Origin of the sequence: Methanosalsum zhilinae DSM 4017, assembly GCF_000217995.1 — an archaeon.
Classification (GTDB): Archaea; Halobacteriota; Methanosarcinia; order Methanosarcinales; family Methanosarcinaceae; genus Methanosalsum; species Methanosalsum zhilinae.
Map to the genome: position 1 here is coordinate 1,105,219 of NC_015676.1, position 17,063 is coordinate 1,122,281.

Annotated in this window: 19 protein-coding genes and 1 tRNA gene; 4 read left to right on the top strand and 16 right to left on the bottom strand. The window is 37.4% G+C overall.

Annotated elements, in window-relative coordinates:
* Positions 1-26: 26 nt before the first annotated feature.
* The 14 genes from MZHIL_RS05105 to mtbA form a co-directional block, all read right to left on the bottom strand.
* Entirely contained in the window at positions 27-797 is a 771-nt protein-coding gene (locus MZHIL_RS05105) for an isopentenyl phosphate kinase (RefSeq protein WP_013898303.1), read from the bottom strand.
* Complete coding sequence (locus MZHIL_RS05110) at positions 794-1,708, bottom strand: mevalonate kinase (RefSeq protein WP_048815491.1); 915 nt, start codon at positions 1,706-1,708, stop codon at positions 794-796. Before MZHIL_RS05110 ends, MZHIL_RS05105 begins: the two co-directional genes overlap by 4 nt.
* Positions 1,709-1,743: 35 nt before the next feature.
* Positions 1,744-2,541, bottom strand: coding sequence for an MEMO1 family protein (locus MZHIL_RS05115; RefSeq protein ID WP_013898305.1), 798 nt, complete (start codon positions 2,539-2,541; stop codon positions 1,744-1,746).
* A gap of 35 nt (positions 2,542-2,576) precedes the next feature.
* Positions 2,577-3,218: a 30S ribosomal protein S2 gene (gene rpsB / locus MZHIL_RS05120; protein WP_048815653.1), complete on the bottom strand. Its 642-nt coding sequence runs from the start codon at positions 3,216-3,218 to the stop codon at positions 2,577-2,579.
* A gap of 136 nt (positions 3,219-3,354) precedes the next feature.
* Complete coding sequence (locus tag MZHIL_RS05125) at positions 3,355-3,552, bottom strand: DNA-directed RNA polymerase subunit K (protein WP_013898307.1); 198 nt, start codon at positions 3,550-3,552, stop codon at positions 3,355-3,357.
* 196 nt (positions 3,553-3,748) lie between these two features.
* Positions 3,749-3,853: transfer RNA gene (locus tag MZHIL_RS05130), tRNA-Pro, on the bottom strand.
* Positions 3,854-3,855: 2 nt separating this feature from the next.
* Positions 3,856-4,044 carry a DNA-directed RNA polymerase subunit N gene (locus MZHIL_RS05135; RefSeq protein ID WP_013898308.1) on the bottom strand — a complete coding sequence of 63 codons (189 nt, stop codon included), beginning with the start codon at positions 4,042-4,044 and terminating at the stop codon, positions 3,856-3,858.
* A gap of 20 nt (positions 4,045-4,064) precedes the next feature.
* Positions 4,065-4,469: a 30S ribosomal protein S9 gene (locus MZHIL_RS05140; RefSeq protein WP_013898309.1), complete on the bottom strand. Its 405-nt coding sequence runs from the start codon at positions 4,467-4,469 to the stop codon at positions 4,065-4,067.
* A 12-nt stretch (positions 4,470-4,481) separates the two neighbouring features.
* Positions 4,482-4,901 (bottom strand): 50S ribosomal protein L13, encoded by a 420-nt coding sequence (locus MZHIL_RS05145; RefSeq protein WP_013898310.1) that lies wholly within the window; start codon positions 4,899-4,901, stop codon positions 4,482-4,484.
* A 9-nt stretch (positions 4,902-4,910) separates the two neighbouring features.
* On the bottom strand, positions 4,911-5,291 hold the full coding sequence (locus MZHIL_RS05150) for a 50S ribosomal protein L18e (RefSeq protein ID WP_013898311.1): 381 nt from the start codon (positions 5,289-5,291) through the stop codon (positions 4,911-4,913).
* A 142-nt stretch (positions 5,292-5,433) separates the two neighbouring features.
* Positions 5,434-5,907 (bottom strand): DUF2240 family protein, encoded by a 474-nt coding sequence (locus MZHIL_RS05155; RefSeq protein WP_013898312.1) that lies wholly within the window; start codon positions 5,905-5,907, stop codon positions 5,434-5,436.
* A 1-nt stretch (position 5,908) separates the two neighbouring features.
* Entirely contained in the window at positions 5,909-6,391 is a 483-nt protein-coding gene (locus MZHIL_RS05160) for a hypothetical protein (RefSeq protein ID WP_013898313.1), read from the bottom strand.
* 188 nt (positions 6,392-6,579) lie between these two features.
* On the bottom strand, positions 6,580-8,151 hold the full coding sequence (gene serA, locus MZHIL_RS05165; RefSeq protein ID WP_013898314.1) for a phosphoglycerate dehydrogenase: 1,572 nt from the start codon (positions 8,149-8,151) through the stop codon (positions 6,580-6,582).
* A gap of 286 nt (positions 8,152-8,437) precedes the next feature.
* Positions 8,438-9,457 (bottom strand): methylcobamide:CoM methyltransferase MtbA, encoded by a 1,020-nt coding sequence (mtbA, locus tag MZHIL_RS05170; RefSeq protein ID WP_013898315.1) that lies wholly within the window; start codon positions 9,455-9,457, stop codon positions 8,438-8,440.
* Positions 9,458-9,850: 393 nt separating this feature from the next.
* On the opposite strand from mtbA, the gene MZHIL_RS05175 reads away from it, so the two are divergent.
* Both MZHIL_RS05175 and MZHIL_RS05180 read left to right on the top strand, forming a co-directional pair.
* Positions 9,851-11,500 carry a methylamine methyltransferase corrinoid protein reductive activase gene (locus MZHIL_RS05175; protein WP_013898316.1) on the top strand — a complete coding sequence of 550 codons (1,650 nt, stop codon included), beginning with the start codon at positions 9,851-9,853 and terminating at the stop codon, positions 11,498-11,500.
* 387 nt (positions 11,501-11,887) lie between these two features.
* A complete protein-coding gene (locus MZHIL_RS05180) occupies positions 11,888-13,360 on the top strand; it encodes a potassium/proton antiporter (RefSeq protein WP_013898317.1) in 1,473 nt (490 codons plus the stop codon).
* 65 nt (positions 13,361-13,425) lie between these two features.
* Here MZHIL_RS05180 and MZHIL_RS05185 read toward each other — a convergent pair whose 3' ends face one another.
* Positions 13,426-13,860, bottom strand: a complete 435-nt coding sequence (locus MZHIL_RS05185) for a universal stress protein (RefSeq protein ID WP_013898318.1) — start codon at positions 13,858-13,860, stop codon at positions 13,426-13,428.
* 132 nt (positions 13,861-13,992) lie between these two features.
* Complete coding sequence (locus tag MZHIL_RS05190; protein WP_013898319.1) at positions 13,993-14,277, bottom strand: GYD domain-containing protein; 285 nt, start codon at positions 14,275-14,277, stop codon at positions 13,993-13,995.
* A 438-nt stretch (positions 14,278-14,715) separates the two neighbouring features.
* Between MZHIL_RS05190 and pylS the strand changes: the two genes are divergently transcribed.
* Positions 14,716-15,999: a pyrrolysine--tRNA(Pyl) ligase gene (pylS, locus tag MZHIL_RS05195; protein ID WP_013898320.1), complete on the top strand. Its 1,284-nt coding sequence runs from the start codon at positions 14,716-14,718 to the stop codon at positions 15,997-15,999.
* Positions 16,000-16,010: 11 nt separating this feature from the next.
* Complete coding sequence (pylB, locus tag MZHIL_RS05200; protein WP_048815492.1) at positions 16,011-17,063, top strand: methylornithine synthase PylB; 1,053 nt, start codon at positions 16,011-16,013, stop codon at positions 17,061-17,063.

Sequence of the window (17,063 nt, forward strand, 5' to 3'; positions counted from 1 at the left end):
TAAAACCTGTTTACAATCTATAATATCTATTTTTTTATTGCAGTTCCTATGTTATGTCCACTTAAAAAATACGAAATGTTATTTGGTTTTTTCGCATTGAAAATGTAGGAAGTGGCACCGGTTATTTCACAAAGCTGAAGTAGTTCATTAACTTTTCCAAGCATACCACCGGTGACATCAGTATTTTTGGATACGCCTAGAAATTTTTCTATTTCTTTAAAATTGGAACTGGTGATTTTGGTAAGAGTTTTTCCTTTATTGTCCATAACCCCATCTTCAATACTTCCAATTCCAACCCGGGAAGCTTTCAGTTTATTTGCAAGATACGAAACAATTTGATCCCCGGAAATAACAGAAAAAGTATTTGTTATGTCCATTACCACATCACCATGTATCACCGGGACTAAACCGTTCTCCAGCATGATATGGATATTGGATAAAAACATGTCAGAAATTCGTCCATCATTTGAGACTGTGTTATTTAACGGATGGACAGAAACTGCATCGATTCCAGCTTTTTGAAGTGAGCTTACCATAATCTCATTTAACGATTTTACAGAACTATGTGTTATAATTGCACCTTTTGGGTCTGGAATATTGTCCAGATCATATTTTTTTGCAAGGGGGTGACCATAGGAGCCGGCACCATGGACAATTATAAGATCATTGCTATATCCAGATATTTCCTGACATATACGTTCGATTTCTTCGATTTGAACCTTCCCAATATCAGAACTCTTATCAGTAATTACACTTCCACCTATTTTCAGAATTGTAATGTTTTTATGTTGACTCATGAGAATGACTCCACAAAGATTCCCCTTTCAGTAGTTTGGGTAATTATTGGGTCTCCTCCTCTGGAGTGTATTGCATATGATATGTCAGGCAGGATGGAACTATCTGCAATTGCAATCATACATCCGCCACCACCGGCACCTGTGATCTTGGCACCGTATGCACCATTGTTTCTGGCAGCATGTACAAGAGATGAGAGTTCATCACAATTTATTCCAATTGCATCAAGAAGTCCCTGATTTATATTCATGAGGTCCCCAACAGATGCATAATCCTTTTTGATTATCAGTTCTTCACCCGTCTTAGCGATCTTACCAATTATAGAAAATATAGGAGACAGAATATCTGAATACTTTGAATGAAGTTCAGAAACACCAGCTACCAGTTCTTTTGTAGAAGAACATTTTTTTGTATTTCCAATAATGATTCCACACTCAATCGCTGGCAGTTTCTTATGGCTGGATATTCGTACAACACCACCGTGTGCACTAACGTAGGTATCTGTTGCACTTGCTGCATTCTGCACTTTCTTTTCAATACTATGGCCAATTTTTGCAATCTGCTCATGATTCAGTTCACATCCAAACAAACTATTAAGAGCTCCCAGTGTTGCAACTGTTACTGCAGCAGATGATCCCAGACCAGAACCCGGCGGAATGTCTGAATCTACCTCAATTTCCACACCTCTAAATGGAACGATTTCCCTTATCGACTCTATAGCCCCTGAAACATAGGGATGTATTTCAAAGTCCAGAGATGTGGTTCCAAGTGCTGATTTAATCTGGATGTCCTCACTGGGATTTGCGCAAACCCTTGCCCTAAGATCAATTGCACAGCATATCGCATCTTCGCCATATACAACAGCATGTTCGCCGAACAGGTATATTTTTCCAGGTGCTGAACAAATAACCATTTCTATTACCATCAGTCATAAATATTTATGCCATTTTACTCTACAGTTATTGCTCCATAGCCCACAACAGAACTCATATCTCCAATAACGTCTCCACTGGTTGAATATGTTAAAAGTTTTGCTTTTGTGGCATCAAGTAGCTTTGCTGCAGTGATCATAGCAGCAATTGGTCCAAAGCCACATGCTGAAGCGTTTTTTTCCATTATTCGCCTGTAGATTTCGGAAACATCCATTTTTTCTATAGCTTCAATAATATATTGATCCGTATCATATGCAATATCCGCACTCTGGTAGTGGGTAAAATCGCTTGAGGCAATTATAACTACTTTTTTTCCAGCATCTTTGACTGCACGAACAATTTCATGTCCAACTTCAGATGCGGTTTCTTCATCCTGAAGACCCATGCATATTGGAAGAATTTCAAAATCATGATCAAGTGTATACTGTAAGAAAGGTAGCTGGACCTCAATGGAATGTTCAAACCTGTGTGCAAGTTCATCTACATCAATGATGCTTCCTGCAAGAGCTTTTATAAGGTCTCCATCTGTTCTGATTTCACCAAGAGGTGTTGACCAGGTATCAGCTGAAGCTGAGATGGGTGATCCATACCCAGTATGGTTTGGTCCAATAATTATATAGGTATCTGCACTGGGAATCCTTGCATATACATGGGCTGCAACATGACCTGAAAAGCTGTATCCTGCATGAGGTGCCACTGCTCCTATTAGATCATGAGAAGAGACCTCAATGCCCTTAAAGCATTTTCGGATCTCTTTTTTAAGTTCTTTCGGATTAGATGGATAAAATTGACCTGCGACAACTGGTTCTCTCATGAGATTCTTACCCCCTGTTAATTCTGATAGAGACCTTATACAGATATTTTCAATTCAGCTTCAAAATCTTCCAGATCGTAATTGAACGGAATGTCATTGTTTTTTGCAATCTCTTTTGCCAGAAGCCAGTAAACAAGTGAAAGTGCTTTTCTTCCCTTGTTGTTGGTTGGAATTATAAGATCAACATTGGATGTCATGTTGTTCGTATCGCATAGTGCAACTACAGGAACACCTACCTTAACAGCTTCTTTGATAACCTGAGCATCACCTGCCGGATCAGTCACAACAACTACATCAGGTTCAAAAAACCCTCTCAGTTCAGGGTTTGTGAGTGTTCCTGGAATAAAGCGACCAACCATTGCCTTTGCTCCAATTGCTTTTGCAAATTTCTTTGCAGGATATTGACCATATTGTCTTGCAGAAGCAACCAGTATTCTTGAAGGATCATATTTAGAGAGAAAACTGGCAGCCATTCTTATACGTTCATCTGTAGACTGTATATCCAGCACATACAATCCATCTGTGCGTACACGATAAACAAAGTTCATCATGTCCTGGGTTTTCTGCTGAGTACCAATATGAACACCAGATGCCAGATATTCATCAATTGGAATCAGAGATAATGACTCTTTAGCTTCTTTATCAGAACTGGAATCCATTTCCTGTTCTGTGGACATTTCACCTGAAGATGGTACATTTTCAGTAGCCTCTGCAATGGTCTCTTCTACAATTGTATTTTCAGTCTCTTCTGTTGCTTCCTGAGATGTAGTATCAGCAACTTTCTTATCGATGTTATTGTCAGTTTCCATATAATCACCTCATGTTAATAAAATATTTTTTATCTCTCTTTACAGTAATAGGAATCACTCCCTGTTCGAGTTCTTCCATTGCCAGATATAAGGGATCAATACCGGAATCATTGATTAAAACCGGTGCTCCCATCGCGATCTGTAAAGACCTTGCACCAATAATTCTCGCTCTTTCATATTTGGTAAAACCCTTCGTATTCAATAAATCACCCTGTGCAGAACTCCTTACAATCAAAATTTGTAAAAATGTAATAGTTGCTACTTCAGTAAATAAGTTGCAAAATTGTTACTATATAGTAGTTTCAGTAAATCTGGTAATTAAGTTAGTTTATCCGGAGTCCCTCCGAATGTGGTCATATTACTATCCATCCTTAATATTCATTAAGATACAGAGGGAGTGGGACCGCTGAGATTTGAACTCAGGTACCGGCGTAATTCGCATGAAAATATGAATGATTCATGTCCCGAACGCCGAAGGATGGTCCAGTCTACCCTACGGTCCCTTTTACTGGTATGGGGCAAGTGTATCTACCAGCTCAACATGAGATAAGAGCATTCTCCTGCAGCAATAGCGTACAACTCCAAGATCATCCATTACAGCAGAAGGATCTTCTCCTAGAGAAACACGCTGCTTGTATTCATCCCATTTACTGGCAACTACACTGCCACAACTGAAGCATCTTACCGGAATCATGTTTCAATACCCTCTCTGGCTCACCTGTATGACTTCTGATATTTTGCTCTTGCACCAGGTCCACCAAATTTCTTGGTTTCTTTCTGTCTGGAATCGTTAACCAGCAGATTACGATCATATTCTACAAAAATATCACGTATCTTTGTATCGTTAGTCCATTCAACAATACCTCTTGAAATAGCAGTCCTGATAGCATTTGCCTGCCCTATGATTCCTCCGCCTCTTACATCAACTTCAATATCAATATCTGATATTGCATCTCCTGCAAGAATAAGGGGTTCCATGATCTTGAGCTTTGCATATTCTGGCTGGTATATCTCTATAGGTATTTTGTTTATCCTAGCCTTTCCTGATCCTTTAGTCACAGTTGCACGTGCGATAGCTGTTTTGTTTTTTCCAGATGAAGTGATAACTTTAGTAGCCATTTACAGCACTCCTTAAAATTCTGCTCCCAGGCGCTTACTGACGTCTCCCAGCATTACATATTTGTTCGAACTCAAGCGATTGATGTTTGCTTCTTCAAGAGTAATTAACTCAGCATCCTTAAGTTCAACGGGAACACCAATATATACTTTAAGCCTTGATAGTGAATCTCTTCCTCGTTCCCTTTTATATGGAAGCATTCCACGAATAGTCCTTTTCAGAATTCTGTCAGGCCTTTTAGGGAAATAAGGACCAAATTCACGTGTTCCGATTTCCTGAATTGTTCTATAATCTTCAAATGTTTTCACTTTAGACCCGGAAATCACTGCTTTCTCTGCATTTACAATTTTTATTTCTTCCCCATCCAGCAATCTTTTAGCAACAATGCTTGCAAGCCTTCCCATAATGAGTCTATTTGCATCAATAACTGTCATTTAAAACACCTACTTTAAAATTTTAACTCCAGACCCACTTGGATTTTCGTTAAGCATAGATTCAATCGATATGCACTTACCACCAGCGCTGAGAATTTTTTTCTGAGCAGTTTCGCTAAAACCAAGTGCAGCAACTGTTACGGAATGTTTAAGATCTCCGGAGCCAAGCACTTTACCTGGCACAAGCAGCAATTCATTTTCATCAGAGTGCCTGTTGATCTTGCTGAGATTTACCTGAGCATAACTTCTTCTGGGCTTCTCAAGCCTCTTTGCTATATCTTTCCAGATAGCGGCATTTTCACTTCGTGACTTCTCCTTCAATGAAGAGATCAATTCCGGTATATAGGGATTTGTTTTTCTTGCTATTTTTGTTTTAGATATTTTACCCATGATGTTCCTCCGCAAGGATATTTATTCTTACTCACGCATTTGATGCGTTTGAACAGTGGGTTTGTTCGTAAGAATGTAATTTATTTAAGCTGATGGATGAATAACACTCCTAGTACATAAATATTATGCGAGTATTGAAAATTTACCGTGAATTGATTATCTTATCATATAATCTGTCATAGATGTCATCAACATTACAATCCATCTCACGTGCTACCATAAGGGCCAGTATTTCAATATTCAGCATTTCGGAAAACATTTCCTGCTTTTGATTTATCCTGGAAACTACTTCTTTTTTATTGATATCATTCCTTGAGATGATACGATTTATTATCAAATCCAGTATGCCAGGATTTTGGTCCAGCATATTTGCTATGCCTGAAGGTTTAAATCCATGATCAACTTCCATATCCTTAATATCAAAGAAAGGCTTTACCACTTCATTTTCAGCTTTTAAAATTCCAGAGTCTATAGCCAATTTTCTGATTCTGGAAGCTTCTCCAGGAGACATCCATTTAAAGTCCAGTGAAAGTATAAACTCAAACTCCTTAGCAGACAGTTCTTCTTTTTTCTTTTTCTTAAAAGGAGCAGCAACAACAGTCATTAAATCGTTCATTTTATATCCCGCGTCTGAGTTCATCAATTATAGTATCTGCCACTCTGTGGCAATCAGTACGTTTAATTCCCGAAACATGATTGATCAGAATGGTTAACACATCACCTTCCTGACTGACCCTTACCAGATATGCATCTCCCCTAAAAGATATCCTATCATATTTTTCATCCAGATAACTATACTTCAAAGCTATCCTGAAGTCAATTGTTCCTTCAGGTTCAATAGTATCAATTATCTGATCTGCGTTTTCACGGCTGAGAGGCTCAAAGTCAATACCATTTACCACAATTCCCACTTCAATTTCCCTTTTTGCATTTATCATGTGGCCATTCTTTACCGGTGATTCAGTAACAAACTCCCCGGATTTACCATCCATATTTGCAAGTATTTTAGCAAAATAAGGAAGGTTACGCTGGTACCTGTATTTTCTTTCAAAGTGCGCTTCTTGATGTGGGAACATGTGATAAATACGTTTTCGCATCATCTGTAAACCTTTAATTGTACTATTTGTTTGATATTTGAAAATTCTGACAGTGAATATAATTAATGGGTGAATACTGCCTGAGATGATATGAGACAGATCCACCTAGAAACCTTATCAATAACATTGGCATTACTGAATATCTGATTACCTTATCAGCTTTCACTTAGTGCCTGACAGTTATTTAGATTTTAGAGTTTGATCAGATTTGCATCAATTATTCCTTCTATACTTCTTATTTCATCCAATATTGGTTCAGGTACTTCGGAATCAACATTCAGGGCCATAATAGTCACTTCTCCGATACCAACTCTTCCTACCTGCATTCCGGAAATGTTGATATTATTTCTGCCAAGCACAAGGCAGCATGGACCTATTACGTTTGGTCGGTTAATGTGGTTTGATACGATCATGTATCCCCGGGGCACTATATCCACCCTGTAATTATCAATATTTACAATTTTTGCTTCATTGCCCACAACTGCTCCAGTTATTGATCTTGTTTCCCCATCCTTAACCATCCTGATTGTGATTGTTGAGCTGTACTCTTCAGATTTGTCAGACTTACTCTCAATAACCTCTATCTTTCGTGCTTTTGCTACTTTATGGGCATTAACATAATTAATTCCGGACCCTAAGACAGTTTCAAGTAGTCCTTTTAAAGCGGCTGTTGTTACCGGCCTTATATCTTTTTCAGATATTTCACCATTATATGCAACTTCGACCTTTCTGTGTTTACCACCTACAAGCTGTCCAAGAACACTTCCCATGGTTTCTCCAAGGTCTATATAGGGCTGCAGAACGGACATCATTTCAGGTTTGATTGCAGGAATATTGATAGTATTTTTTGCAAATCCACCTTTCAGTACAGAAATAACTTCTTCTGCAATTGATATTGCAACATTTATCTGTGCTTCTTCTGTTGATGCACCCAAATGAGGAGTTACGATAACATTCTCAAATTCAAGTAGAGGATTATCAAAAGGTGGTTCATTGACAAAGACATCCAGAGCAGCACCTGCAACTTTTCCACTTTTAAGTGAATCTATGAGAGCTGCTTCATTGATTATGCCACCACGAGCACAGTTTATTACTCTTACACCATTTTTCATCAGGCCGAACTCTTCGTAGTCAATTATATTTCTTGTTTCTTTGGTAAGGGGAGTATGTACTGTTATAAAATCTGCTTTTTTCATTATCTCATGAACAGAAGATAGCTCAACGCCCAGCTCATTTGCCCTTTCTTCAGAAATATAGGGATCATAGGCAACCACACGCATTTCAAGTCCCTGAGCACGAATCGCAACTTCAGTTCCAATTCTTCCAAGGCCAATGACACCAAGGATCTTTCCATTGACCTCCACACCCATAAATTTTTTGCGTTCCCATTTTTTAGATTTCAAAGACATGTTTGCCTGGGGAATATTCCTGGAAAGAGACATGATCATTGCGATAGTATGTTCTGCAGCTGAAATCATATTTCCTTCAGGTGCATTCACTACAATAATTCCTTTTTCAGTAGCTGCATCAACATTTATATTATCCACACCAACCCCAGCTCTACCAATTATTTTCAGGTTATCTGCTGAATCAATTATTTTTTTAGTGACGTTTGTACCACTTCGAATGACCAGTGCACTATAGTCTCCAATTTTTTGTGCCAGTTCATCTTCTGAGAGTCCAGTAGCTATATCGACTTCAAAGCTTTCTTTCAGTTTTTCAATACCCTCTTCAGACAGGGGGTCACTTACCAATATCTTCATTATTAATCTCCATCTCCTGATAATAGCTATAATAACCAATGGTTTCTATAATTAGTCTTAAATTCTGGAATAGCATTTAATAGTTTTCATCAAAATTACACAAAAATAATTATATTTCCAGTTGATATCTAAACAGGATCTAACTGGTGCTCACAATTGTGAATAAATAATAATTCCTGCTTATTAACAAAATAAACAAAGCTTAGAAAAATGCCTTCTATTGTTTTAAAAATTAAAAAAGATATATCTGGAAATAATTCCAGATACAATTAATGACTTGATTCACTCAGTATTTGTGACCTTTTGCAACTTCAACCATTGCCTGGAGGTTCTCGGTTGGGGTCTTGCTTACAATACCACAGCCAGGTGCGAGCAGATCAATACCTGCATCAATAATGTTCTGGCAGACTGTACGGACCTCATCAGGGGTCTTGTTCCACAGTGTGTTTACAGGATCAACATTTCCAATTAATACTGCATTCTCAACCTTGGATTTTGCAGTTGCTACATCTACTTTCTGATCAATACTGATTGCATTGAATCCTGAAGCATCCATCAATGGAAGTCCGTTGGTTGTGTTTCCACAGATGTGAAGTGTGATAGTAACTCCCATTTCCTGCATTGCATCAACAATCTTTGCATGATATGGAACAACAAATTTTTCATAGAACTGTGCACCAATGAGTTCATAGCTTGCAGTTGGATCGATCAATACCATTGTGTCGGCACCATTTTCAACCATCTTCTTTGCGTATGCTATGTTGAACTCTGTTGTGAATTCAAGTAGTTTTAGACCAAACTCTTCATCGGTAAAGATTTTGGTAAACCATTCATCACCATTCAGATGCTGTGCAAGGGAGAATGGACCAATCATACTTCCCATCACAGGAAGCTCATCACCATATTTGTCAGCCAGTATCTTGATCGCGTCGCATACTACTCCTATTCTACCTTTGTCAAGGGAATAGCCTTTGAGGTTCTCAATATCTTCAGCTGTTTTTATCACATGTCCAACAACAGATGGTTGCTGTTCTTTTGTACTTGGTTTAATTTCACATCCGAAAAACTCTGCTTCTGCAGTAATGTCAAAAGGAACACGAACTGCTTCAAATCCTATAACAGTATGTCCTGCTTCTGCCAGCTTTGCCATCTTTTCAGCATCTTCGTGTGCCTCAGGCCAGAAAGCATCCACAGCTTCCATCTGTTCAACAGTTCCGGTCTGGGTTGGACAGATCGCCGGCATTCTGTCTACGGATTCACCATTCAATACGCGTGCTAATCTCTCTTTAGGTGTGTATTCAGCCATTAAAGTCAACTCCTCTAGTCGTTTATCAAGTAGTAGTGCTTAAAAGTATTTTCGCATATATATAGCTTTTTATCTTGTTGTAGAACCTATATTTGATCTTTTCGAAGTAAATATTGGAAATTGAATATTCGATTATAGAAGCCTGAAATTGAATAATGGGCACATTAACTGACAGATAATTTTATCAGCAACTTAGATTTGATCAATCATATGAATTTTAAGCTTGTTTTTAATTGAATCATTGAATACATTTTATGTTCTGGAATCGTTTATTATACAAAAAAACCAATTAACTAGTATATATAAATTTCTTAGCAGTAATATTCTTAGCGATAATATTTTTGATGAGCTGTTGATTATCTAGCACAAAGAAATTTCAGGAGAAAGATAGGAATGTACGGAATTGCATTGGATCTTGGAACAAGTGGATTCCGAATGCAACTTTTAGATCTCGAAAGCGGAAAAACAAAAAAAACCGTAATTACGATGAAACACCCTCTTCCAGGAGGGAATGTAACTGATCATCTTGATTTTGCGATCCATGTTGGAAGCGATATTTCAAACAAAATAATAGTAAATACCCTTCTTAAAATGATGAACAGGCTGAATGTATCTCCAGAAAAAATACAAAAGATAGTAGTCTGTGGAAATCCGATCCAGTTATCCTTATTTCAGGATATAGAAATCAGAGATCTTGCCTATGCAGGCCGAAATATGCAAAAAAGGCTCGGTATTGAAAATGTAGACCGAAGCGGCAGAATATATTCAGGTACTGAGCTACTTGGAAGTGAATCCGGCCTTGACAATTGCGAAGTAATAGTATTACCATCAATAAAACACGAGATTGGTGCAGATGCCCTTGCCATGATGATCAAGACCGATTTCATGAATCAGCAGGAAATTTCACTTGTAACTGATTATGGAACCAATGCGGAAATGGCCTTAAAGATTGGAGATCGCATCATAACAGGCAGTGCTGCTGCAGGGCCTGCAATTGAAGGCCAGGGTATAGACTGTGGGATGCTGGCAAGTCCGGGTGCGATATCCAATGTGAATGAGGAGGATGGTGTATGGAGACTCACTGTGCTCAACGAGCGCATGGAAGAGAAAAAAGGATACCTGATAGATCCTGTAACAGGTGAGATCAGAGATGAAGGAGAAGTAAAGCCTAAAGGAATCACCGGAACCGGTGTCATTGCTGCGATCTCACTGGCAGTGAATACAGGAATTATAAAAAAATTACCTCACCTACCCAATGGAAAGCTGATACTTGGAGAAGATATTGTTCTAAGGGATAAGGATATTGAGGAAGCAGGTAAGGCAATAGGTGCAATAAGAGCTGCTCACCTTACATTGCTTGTGGAATCCGGAGTCAAATATGAGGATCTCAAGAACATGTATATGTCCGGTGCTTCAGGTACATATGTGGATGCAGATAAAGCCCGCAAAATAGGGCTTGTTCCAAATTTTTCGAAAAAGATAGTTCAGTTTGGAAATACTTCAATAGCACTTGCAAAGGATGTCTTACTTGGCACCTACGATCTAAATGAGATTATTGAGCTAGCAGAAAAGATAAAGGCAGATCATCTCATGATGGCCCTGAGTGAAACTTTCAAGAACATCTATTCATGCGAACTTGCATACTGGACAGAAGGTATGTCCGAAGAGATGTATAATAGCTTCTTTGAAATGTATGGTTTACCCAGCCTACCGGTTCCTATAGAAATTCCAGTGATTGAAAGAAGGGTAAAAAAAGATATTCAGGATGCAGGTTCAAACGGCATTGTCATAATGGATGATCTTGACATAATAATCGAAGAAGAAGCTATTGGGTGCATAAGGTGTCAGACGTGCAAATCTAATTGCCCAGAAAATGCCATAAGCAATGTTGACAAGAACGGAACTCTTTATACATGCTATATAGCTCATCGCTGTCTTGGAACAAGCTGCAAAAGGTGTGTCCGATCCTGCCCTGTTAAAGCTATTACTTACCGTAATATAAAAACCACAGGTATTCCTGCTGGAAAATTGATAGAGATCTGAAAATAACAGTATCTCTATAATCTTTTTTTCTTGACCATCTTATGATAGGATCCACAACTTTCTGTTCAAAAATGAGCATTTGTTTAAGTGAAAATCATATCTGAAACCGGCTCTGAGCGTAATATAATAATATCCTGCAGAACTTCTTCAATTATTTCTGCGTCTTCTATATTATCACCCATATCCAGTCATGTTAAACATAGATTTTTTTTCGTTTTGAGTGCTCTAAAATATATCTATTCCTTACTAATCCAGTTTTACCTATTTACAATTTATCAAAGATACTTAAAAAGTATAATCTAATATAGATATATATTAAGCAGTCATACTAAGCAATCTAATAAATGAAGGTTAAATAGCCCTACTACTGGATCACTGGGGATAAGAATGATAATTTATCTGGCAATACTTCTAATACTTGCAGCCCTCTCCAGCCGAATAGCATCAAAAATAGGCATACCTGGTTTGATCATCTTTCTGGGACTGGGAATGTTGTTTGGAAGTGAGGGATTAAACCTCATATATCTGGATGATCATGTGCTGGTTCAGCAAATAGCTATTGCAGCCCTTATAATTATTTTATTTGAAGGTGGTTTCAGTACTCAGAAGAAGCAGATAGAATTGAGTCTAGGACCTGCAGTTTCTCTGGCAACGGTGGGAGTAATTGTAACTGCCATATGTCTGGGAATATTATCTCATCTGATACTGGGCCTTGACATATATTCCTCAATCCTCATCGGGACAATTGTAGCGTCTACAGATGCAGCAGCTGTTTTATCCATGTTTCGCAATAAAAAAATTGAGCAAAGAACATCTTCTACACTGGAAATCGAGTCTGCATCCAATGATCCCGTAGCCATCCTTCTTACAATAACTATGATTGATCTGATCCTTGATACACTTGCAGCTCCTGCATTTCTTGTTTTGCATCTTATATGGCAGATCGGTGCAGGGTTTGGTGTTGGGATAATCATTGGAAAAGCCGGGCCCTATATGCTCAATAAACTAAAACTTGAAAGTGGTGGCTTCTATTATGTCCTGGCACTTGGACTCTGCTTCCTAAGCTACAGCTTAGCAGATGAAATTCATGCTAACGGATTTCTTGCAGTCTTCATGGCAGGTTTGATCATTGGAAATAAAGAATTTGTATATAAACAGGGAATACTGAGATTTCTTGAGGGGACCTCCACTTTCAGTCAGGTACTTTTATTTTTGATGCTTGGACTTCTAGTAATACCTTCCGAACTAATAGATCTGTGGAAGCCAGGAATAATTATTGCAGTCATACTGATGTTTGTTGCAAGGCCGGTTGCAGTGATAATATCTACCTTTTTCTGGAAATTCAGTTTGAACCAAATAGTGGTACTTTGCTGGGGAGGTATGAAAGGAGCTGTACCAATAGTTCTGGCAACATATCCAATGGTTGCAGGAGTGGATCCCGGAGGGTTTTATTTCAATATTGTTTTTTTCGTGGTTCTGCTGTCTGCGCTGATTCAGGGATCGACCATAGATATTGTTTCAAAGAAGCTGGGATTACTGACTGGCAGTTTTGAACAGTCTCCCCATTCAATGGAATTGATATCTCTTGAAAAATCAAGATGTGAATTATTGGAATTTGATGTAAGTCAGAACTCCCACTTAATAGACAAGCAAATAGAAAATATGAACCTTCCACCAAACAGTCTTATTACCGCTATTGTACGAAAAAACGATATAATTACTCCCAAAGGAAAAACATCAATACATGCAGGAGACCTTTTATTTATACTAACAAGGTATAAAGATAAAGAAAGGTTACTGCACTTGTTGCAGTCTGCAGAAAATAATGAAAAAAATGAACAAACTGAGGTTAAAAATTGATACGTTTTAAGAAAATGCAGAAATATTCAACAGATGTTGATCATAGCCCTGGGGATCAATAGCATTCAAGGTACAACCATTACAGGTTTTTTTGAATGCCAGACTACATTTTCTGCAACACTTCCCATAAGAAATTTTTTTATACCTGACATTCCCTTGGTTCCCATTACAATCAGATCAATGTCCTTTTGTTCTGAAAATTTCTTTTCTGCATAATTTATCAGCATCTCTGCAGGATTTCCTACAAGAATTACTTTCTCAACACTAACACCTTCATCAATGCCCCTTTTCTGGATATCTTCAACGATTTTTTCAGCCTCTTTTTTTAGATCTGAATCAACCTCCGTACCCCAAACCGAATGTATCACATGTACTGCAACTACAGAGGAACCTGTTGATCGGGCCAATCTGATTCCTGTATTTACAGCATTTTCAGAATTCTCCGATCCATCGGTAGCAATCAATATCTTCTTAAATGGAATTTCACGCATTTCTTCCATGCCATACCCCAGTATATTTTCAAATTATTTTTATGAACCCTGTATACAGTTTCTTGAAATGATAATTTATTTTTTTATTTTGCAATCAAGGCGAAAAACAATATGATCAGAATTTGTTCAGGATTAAAAATCTTACTGTATATAGCCACTGAACTCGTTTACCGGTATGGCAGTATAAGTTTGAGTCCTTATACTTCCACGGGATGCAAGTTCAACCACAGCTTTTGAGATTGCAGCTTCATCCCGTGCTTCAACAATATTTAGGAAATCGAACTTCCCAAGTATAAAGAACTGTTCCAGAACTTCAACACCCATTTCTTTTAGTTCCTGGTTAACTTCTTTAATTCTTTTTGGGTTTTTCTTTAACGTTTTTGCTCCATCATCCGTTAGTTTCGAAATTATAACATATTTTGTCATTGCTTTACCTCCACATCCTAAACACATTATCTATAATTGTAATCATATCTGTTGGGATTTATATTTTGCTACTATTATCAAAAGTATTAGTTATAGCAATAATTTATTCAATTTAGTTATCACCGGTCAGCATACATTGCAATCAGATATTTGCATAGCACCCATAAATTTAAATATCAGAGCAATTGACTAAAAATGTCTATATCAAATATAGAATTGGCGATAATTTTCACCAAAATAATTATATTACATCAGATTATGTCAGGAATATGAATATGTATAAAAGAATTTATGCAATTTTCAATATATGTGGAAACCTGATCATGTAGATCAAATGGACTCTAAATCCGTTCAGCCGGGTTAGATTCCCGGGGTTTCCGCCATAATCATATTAAATATTTTCCACAAATAACTTATTTACATGGAGACAGACAAAAAATGACAAGAAGGTCCCTTGAATCTCTGGTATCCGAAAAAGAAGTCTGGTTATCCAGAAAAGGTCTTCTTCATGAAATTAAAGATTACAGTGTTACACAGAGATATATTAATATCTATACTACCTGCGGGGAATCATTTTCTGTAAGAAACTCAAGAAGAGGGAGAGCTTCAAGGGTTTTAAGAAATAACAAATATAGGAAAATCTGTAAACATTGTAAAGTACCTGATGAAAAAATATCTAAATTCTTACAGAAGGCAAGTGTGGATTCTACTGCAAAAGTAAAAGTGGTTTCATCTACAAAACCATCTCAATCTAAGAAAGCGGTCCCTAAGGCTGTAAAAGCGAAAAAAAAGGGAACAGAAAACAGTAATGGATCTCTTATACAATCAAAAGTTAAAGATCAAGGGTCAGTCAATGCTATATCATCAGGACAGCCTCGATCAAAAATTCAGCCAACGGAAGAAAGAAATAATATTCCTGCATTCACACCCAGTCAGAAAAAAAGGCTCGAAGCACTCCTTATGCCTGAGGAAGTCATTCCTGATCCATCCGAAAATCTCAATTTCCAGGAACTTGAATCAAGTCTGGTCAACCGAAGAAAAAAAGATATTGTAAAAATCTATGAGGATGACAGAGAAAATCAATTGGGTAAAATTGAAAGAATCATAACTAAATTTTTTGTAGATAGAGGTTTTCTTGAGATTAAATCACCAATTCTGATACCTATTGAATATATTGAAAGGATGGGGATTACAGAAGATAAAGAATTGTTCGAACAGGTATTCAAGGTTGATAAAAACATGTGCCTTAGACCTATGCTGGCACCTGGACTGTACAATCACCTGAGAAAGTTTGATAAAGTTCTACCGGATCCTATAAGGATATTTGAAATTGGCCCCTGCTATAGAAAAGAATCTGACGGAAGCCAGCATCTGGAAGAGTTTACAATGCTGAATTTCTGCCAGATGGGATCGATGTGCACACGAAAGACCCTGGAAAATTTGATAGATGAATTACTGGAATTTATGGATATTGAATATGAAATCGTATCTGATAACTGCCATGTATATGGAGCTACTATTGATGTTCTTCACAAAGATATGGAACTTGCATCTGCTGTTGTTGGGCCAATTCCAAAAGATGCAGACTGGGGAATCACAAAACCATGGATCGGTGCTGGATTTGGTCTTGAACGTTTGCTCAAAGTCATGCATAATTATAAGAATATAAGACGTGCGAGCAGATCTGAGTCGTATTATAATGGCATAACTACAAATCTCTAAGGTGAATATTTTTGTTTGAAAAAATGGATTATGATGACTTGGATCGTTTCTTTGAAATGATAGTAAATGGCCATGAACTTTCGGATAAAGAGATCAAAAGCCTTCTTTCGATGGATCAGCCTGAAGATATTGAAAAATTATATTATCTATCTCGAAATATCAGAAACCATTTTTTTAGTAACAAAGTTTTTTTATATAGTTTTGTTTACTATTCAACATACTGCAAAAACAGATGTTCTTTTTGCTATTATAACAGTATTAACGATATCAACAGATACCGTCTGAGCATTGAGGATATTATCAATATCAGTCGACAGCTAAAAGATGAAGGAGTACACATGGTGGATCTGACCATGGGTGAAGATCCGTATTTTCACTCAGATCCTTCAAAACTTGTTGATCTTGTGAAACTTGTAAAAAATGAAATCCAGCTTCCAATAATGATATCTCCTGGTGTTATAGACAAAAATACTCTGAATGCTCTGCGAATAAATGGTGCTAATTTTTATGCACTGTATCAGGAAACTTATGATTCAGGTCTATATAAAGACCTTCGTGTTGGACAGTCATATCAGGACAGGATAGATACAAGAAACTACGCCAGAAAAATTGGATACTGTATCGAAGATGGAATTCTCACAGGAATTGAGGATAATCTGGATTCTACAATTATCTCCTTAAAAGGTCTGAAAAAAAGTGATCCTGATATGGTAAGAGCTATGACATTTGTTCCTCAGCCAGGAACACCTTTTGAAAATCAAATACAGAACTCAAGCCAGATGGAACTTAAAATAATAGCTATACTTCGATTGATGTTCCCTGATCGGTTGATACCTGCATCTCTTGATCTGGAAGGCATTGAAGGAATGATAAGCAGACTTAATGCTGGAGCAAATGTTGTAACTTCGATCATTCCCTCAGATTCAACCCTTGAAGGTGTTGTAAACTATGACAGAGATTTTGAAATAAGAAAAAGAGATGCAGTAAGTGTCATTAAAAAAATAAGAGAGATGGGGATGGTTCCTGCAGAACAATCTGATTTTAATAAAATTTTAGGGCTTTAG